Source organism: Hyunsoonleella flava, assembly GCF_004310325.1.
GTDB lineage: Bacteria > Bacteroidota > Bacteroidia > Flavobacteriales > Flavobacteriaceae > Jejuia > Jejuia flava.
Window position 1 is genome coordinate 1 of sequence record NZ_SIRT01000057.1, and the last position, 303, is coordinate 303.

Below are 303 nucleotides of genomic sequence, written 5' to 3' on the forward strand. Positions count from 1 at the left end.
CTATTCCCGAATTATGTCTGGAATATTGACACTTTAGAAAAGGAGATTTCTCTAACGTTTGATGATGGCCCTACACCAGAAATCACGGAATGGACGTTAAATATTTTGGAACAATACCAAGCCAAAGCAACCTTTTTTTGTATTGGCGCAAATGTTGAAAAACATCCCGAGATTTTTAAAAAAATTCTAGATGCTGGTCATAGCATTGGTAACCACACATAACACCATATTAAAGGCTGGAAAGTTAAAAACAAAGCCTATCTGAAAGATGTTGAAGCTTGCGAAACCGTTTATAAATCGCAT

At 36.0% G+C, this 303-nt stretch carries 1 protein-coding gene; it reads left to right on the forward strand.

The features are described 5' to 3' along the window. The coding region (locus EYD45_RS16630) for a polysaccharide deacetylase family protein (RefSeq protein WP_130965782.1) at nucleotides 1–222 on the forward strand (222 nt) is incomplete at its 5' end. Between the last annotated feature and the right edge of the window lie 81 nt (nucleotides 223–303).